Consider the following 5403-nt stretch of genomic DNA (forward strand, 5'->3'; position numbering starts at 1 on the left):
AGGCCGGCGGTGACCTACTCTCCCACACCCTCCCAGGTGCAGTACCATCGGCGCAGAAGGGCTTAGCTTCCGGGTTCGGAATGGGACCGGGCGTTTCCCCAACGCTAACAACCACCGACACAATCAACAACACAAACACACACAACATGTGTGCTGTGTCAGACACTGCACAATGAACACGAACAATTCTTTTTCTTTATTTTCGGCAAGACACGTCACATAATACTTTTAGCGTTACCCACAATGGGGTTTTGTCTTGGTCAATTAGTACCAGTCACCTCCATGAGTTGCCCCACTTCCAGATCTGGCCTATCAACCCCCTAATCTAGAGGGAACCTCAAAAGAAACCTTATCTCGAAACAGGCTTCCCGCTTAGATGCTTTCAGCGGTTATCCCTTCCGTACGTAGCCAACCAGCCATGCACCTGGCGGTACAACTGGCACACCAGAGGTACGTCCGTCCCGGTCCTCTCGTACTAGGGACAGCCTTTCTCAAGTTTCAACGCGCGCGGCGGATAGAGACCGAACTGTCTCACGACGTTCTAAACCCAGCTCGCGTGCCGCTTTAATGGGCGAACAGCCCAACCCTTGGGACCTACTCCAGCCCCAGGATGCGACGAGCCGACATCGAGGTGCCAAACCATCCCGTCGATATGGACTCTTGGGGAAGATCAGCCTGTTATCCCCGGGGTACCTTTTATCCGTTGAGCGACACCGCATCCACAAGCCAGTGCCGGATCACTAGTCCCGACTTTCGTCCCTGCTCGACCTGTCAGTCTCACAGTCAAGCTCCCTTGTGCACTTACACTCACCACCTGATTGCCAACCAGGCTGAGGAAACCTTTGGGCGCCTCCGTTACTCTTTAGGAGGCAACCGCCCCAGTTAAACTACCCACCAGGCACTGTCCCTAACCCAGATCATGGGCCGAGGTTGAGGTATCTACTACGATCAGAGTGGTATTTCAACAACGACTCAACAACACCTAGCGATGCTGCATCACAGTCTCCCACCTATCCTACACAAACCGCACCAAACACCAATACCAAGCTATAGTGAAGGTCCCGGGGTCTTTTCGTCCTGCCGCGCGTAACGAGCATCTTTACTCGTACTGCAATTTCACCGGGCCTGTGGTTGAGACAGCAGGGAAGTCGTTACGCCATTCGTGCAGGTCGGAACTTACCCGACAAGGAATTTCGCTACCTTAGGATGGTTATAGTTACCACCGCCGTTTACTGGGGCTTAAATTCTCCGCTTCGGCTAATAGCCTAACAGGTCCTCTTAACCTTCCAGCACCGGGCAGGCGTCAGTCCGTATACATCGACTTATCGTCTTCGCACGGACCTGTGTTTTTAATAAACAGTCGCTTCCCTCTATTCTCTGCGACCACAACCAGCTCACACCGAAAAGATGATCACCAGCCATGGCCCCCCTTCTCCCGAAGTTACGGGGGCATTTTGCCGAGTTCCTTAACCACAGTTCACCCGAACGCCTTAGTATTCTCTACCTGACTACCTGTGTCGGTTTAGGGTACGGGCCGAATATGCACATCGCTAGAGGCTTTTCTCGACAGTACAGGATCACCAACATCAACTTAAAAAGTCTACGCATCACGCCTCACCCAAAATGCGGTCCCGGATTTACCTAGGCCGCGGGCTACACGCTTACACCACAATCCAATAAGTGGCTCGGCTACCTCACTGCGTCACCCCATCACTTAGCTACTACCAGATCAGGCCCCACGCATCCACAACACCAGACCAACAAAGTTGGACCAGATATGCTTCAGGGCGGTTAGTATCACTGATTCACCATGGTCGCACACACTCGGGTACGGGAATATCAACCCGTTATCCATCGACTACGCCTGTCGGCCTCGCCTTAGGCCCCGACTCACCCTGGGAAGACGAGCTTGACCCAGGAACCCTTAGTCATCCGGCGGATAGGATTCTCACCTATCAATTCGTTACTCATGCCTGCATTCTCACTCGCGTACACTCCACACCAGGTTACCCGGATGCTTCAACGCAGTACACGACGCTCCCCTACCCAACATATAAATATATTGCCGCGGTTTCGGTGGTGTGCTTGAGCCCCACTACATTGTCGGCGCAGAACCACTCGACCAGTGAGCTATTACGCACTCTTTCAAGGATGGCTGCTTCTAAGCCAACCTCCTGGCTGTCTAAGCGATCCCACATCCTTTTCCACTTAGCACACTCTTAGGGACCTTAACCGGCGATCTGGGCTGTTTCCCTCTCGACTACGAAGCTTATCCCCCGCAGTCTCACTGCTGCACTAACTTAACCGGCATTCGGAGTTTGGCTGACGTCGCTAAGATTGTAGTCCCGCTAAACCAACCAGTAGCTCTACCTCCGGCAAGCACCATACAACGCTGCACCTAAATGCATTTCGGGGAGAACCAGCTATCACGGAGTTTGATTGGCCTTTCACCCCTACCCACAACTCATCCCCTCAGTTTTCAACCTAAGTGGGTTCGCGCCTCCACAACCTCTTACAGCTGCTTCACACTGGCCATGGGTAGATCACCCCGCTTCGGGTCCAAGACATGCCACTAAACACACTAGTTAGTATTCGCTTTCGCTACGACTACCCCACAACGGGTTAACCTCGCGACATGCCGCTGACTCGCAGGCTCATTCTTCAAAAGGCACGCCATCACCCCAAAAGGGCTCTGACGGATTGTAAGCACACGGTTTCAGGTACTATTTCACTCCCCTCCCGGGGTACTTTTCACCATTCCCTCACGGTACTAATCCGCTATCGGTCACACTGAGTATTCAGGCTTACCGGGTGGTCCCGGCAGATTCACAGCAGATTTCACGAGCCCGCTGCTACTCGGGGAAAATTATCACACAACAACCAGTCATTTTCAGGTACCGGGCTCTCACCGTCTACGGCAGGCGTTTCCACACCACTTCCCCTAACAACCAATCCATCATGAGTGGCACGGCAGCACCACAACAATAAAACCCCACAACCCCGCACACGCAACCCCTGCCGGGTATCACACGCATACAGTTTAGCCAAAAATCCACGTTCGCTCGCCGCTACTAACGGAATCACAATTGTTTTCTTCTCCTACGGGTACTGAGATGTTTCACTTCCCCGCGTAACCTCCACACCCACTATGAATTCATGGGCAGGTAACCACACATCACTGCGGCTGGGTTTCCCCATTCGGACACCCTCGGATCAACGCTCTATTGGCAACTCCCCGAGGCTTATCGCAGCCTTACACGTCCTTCATCGGCTCAGTATGCCAAGGCATCCACCGTGTGCCCTAAGTAACAAAACACCATAAAGGCAACACAAAAATACTAAAACACTTACAAAAAATAAAGATGAAAAATTGCTCGCGTCCACTATACAGTTCTCACACAACACACCCACCCACCAACAACCACCACACACAAAGCGCAGCAACCATCACCAGATGAATCAACAGGAAACAACACAAACACATGTCATCCCAGACACCCAACAGCATGCCAAGCACCCACAACAAAGAATTTTCTGGTCGCACCACACGCCACCTAACGGCACGCGGGTTGGTCTCCACCCGATTCAAATAAACCAACAGCAGAACACTCGCCCACTACATTGGCATATCAACGGCCTACAACTGCAGGCCAAAAAGCTCCTTAGAAAGGAGGTGATCCAGCCGCACCTTCCGGTACGGCTACCTTGTTACGACTTCGTCCCAATCACCGATCCCACCTTCGACAGCTCCCCCCAAAAAGGTTGGGCCACTGGCTTCGGGTGTTACCGACTTTCATGACGTGACGGGCGGTGTGTACAAGGCCCGGGAACGTATTCACCGCAGCGTTGCTGATCTGCGATTACTAGCGACTCCGACTTCATGGGGTCGAGTTGCAGACCCCAATCCGAACTGAGGCCGGCTTTCAGCGATTAGCTCACCCTCACAGGCTCGCGACGCGTTGTACCGACCATTGTAGCATGTGTGAAGCCCTGGACATAAGGGGCATGATGATTTGACGTCATCCCCACCTTCCTCCGAGTTAACCCCGGCAGTCTCTCATGAGTCCCCGCCATAACGCGCTGGCAACATAAGACAAGGGTTGCGCTCGTTGCGGGACTTAACCCAACATCTCACGACACGAGCTGACGACAACCATGCACCACCTGTACACCAGCCACAAGGGAAACTACATCTCTGCAGCGATCTGGTGTATGTCAAGCCCAGGTAAGGTTCTTCGCGTTGCATCGAATTAATCCACATGCTCCGCCGCTTGTGCGGGCCCCCGTCAATTCCTTTGAGTTTTAGCCTTGCGGCCGTACTCCCCAGGCGGGGCGCTTAATGCGTTAGCTACGGCACAGAAGTCGTGGAAGACCCCTACACCTAGCGCCCACCGTTTACAGCATGGACTACCAGGGTATCTAATCCTGTTCGCTCCCCATGCTTTCGCTCCTCAGCGTCAGTTACTGCCCAGAGACCTGCCTTCGCCATTGGTGTTCCTCCTGATATCTGCGCATTTCACCGCTACACCAGGAATTCCAGTCTCCCCTACAGCACTCAAGTTATGCCCGTATCGCCTGCACGCCCGAAGTTAAGCCCCGGGATTTCACAGACGACGCGACAAACCACCTACGAGCTCTTTACGCCCAGTAATTCCGGACAACGCTCGCACCCTACGTATTACCGCGGCTGCTGGCACGTAGTTAGCCGGTGCTTCTTATACAGGTACCGTCACAAAAGCTTCGTCCCTGTCGAAAGAGGTTTACAACCCGAAGGCCGTCATCCCCCACGCGGCGTCGCTGCATCAGGCTTGCGCCCATTGTGCAATATTCCCCACTGCTGCCTCCCGTAGGAGTCTGGGCCGTGTCTCAGTCCCAATGTGGCCGTACACCCTCTCAGGCCGGCTACCCGTCGACGCCTTGGTAGGCCATTACCCCACCAACAAGCTGATAGGCCGCGAGCTCATCCCACACCGCACAAGGCTTTCCACCCCCCACACTAAAGAGGAGTGAATATTCGGTATTAGACCCAGTTTCCCAGGCTTATCCCAAAGTGTAGGGCAGATCACTCACGTGTTACTCACCCGTTCGCCACTCGAGTACCTCCGAAGAGGCCTTTCCGTTCGACTTGCATGTGTTAAGCACGCCGCCAGCGTTCGTCCTGAGCCAGGATCAAACTCTCCATAAAAGAACAAATGATTAAATAATCAGTGCTATGAAAAGCCCAACTACCTAGCAAAACAAACAACCAGCAAAAAAATAAAGCTAGATTGTCCAAAAAAGTGATGACCGACAATCCGACGAGGAAAAACCCGCCACCACAAAAAGTTGAGTATTAAATGCTTACACAGACCCCTCCGGGCCTGCCGGCACCAACACACAACCAAAAAATCAAAAGATACAAAA

Annotated in this window: 3 rRNA genes; all 3 read right to left on the reverse strand. The window is 53.2% G+C overall.

The window, feature by feature from the left end:
• Position 1: 1 nt before the first annotated feature.
• The 3 genes from rrf to WG936_RS12105 all read right to left on the reverse strand — a co-directional run bounded on the left by rrf (position 2) and on the right by WG936_RS12105 (position 5185).
• A 5S ribosomal RNA gene (rrf, locus tag WG936_RS12095) occupies positions 2–119 on the reverse strand.
• Positions 120–245: 126 nt separating this feature from the next.
• A 23S ribosomal RNA gene (locus tag WG936_RS12100) occupies positions 246–3316 on the reverse strand.
• 350 nt (positions 3317–3666) lie between these two features.
• Positions 3667–5185: ribosomal RNA gene (locus WG936_RS12105) — 16S ribosomal RNA — on the reverse strand.
• Together the 16S, 23S and 5S rRNA genes form the textbook arrangement of a ribosomal RNA operon.
• Positions 5186–5403 lie beyond the last annotated feature (218 nt).

The sequence above is a fragment of the Corynebacterium sp. H127 genome (genome assembly GCF_037482665.1).
Classification (GTDB): Bacteria; Actinomycetota; Actinomycetes; order Mycobacteriales; family Mycobacteriaceae; genus Corynebacterium.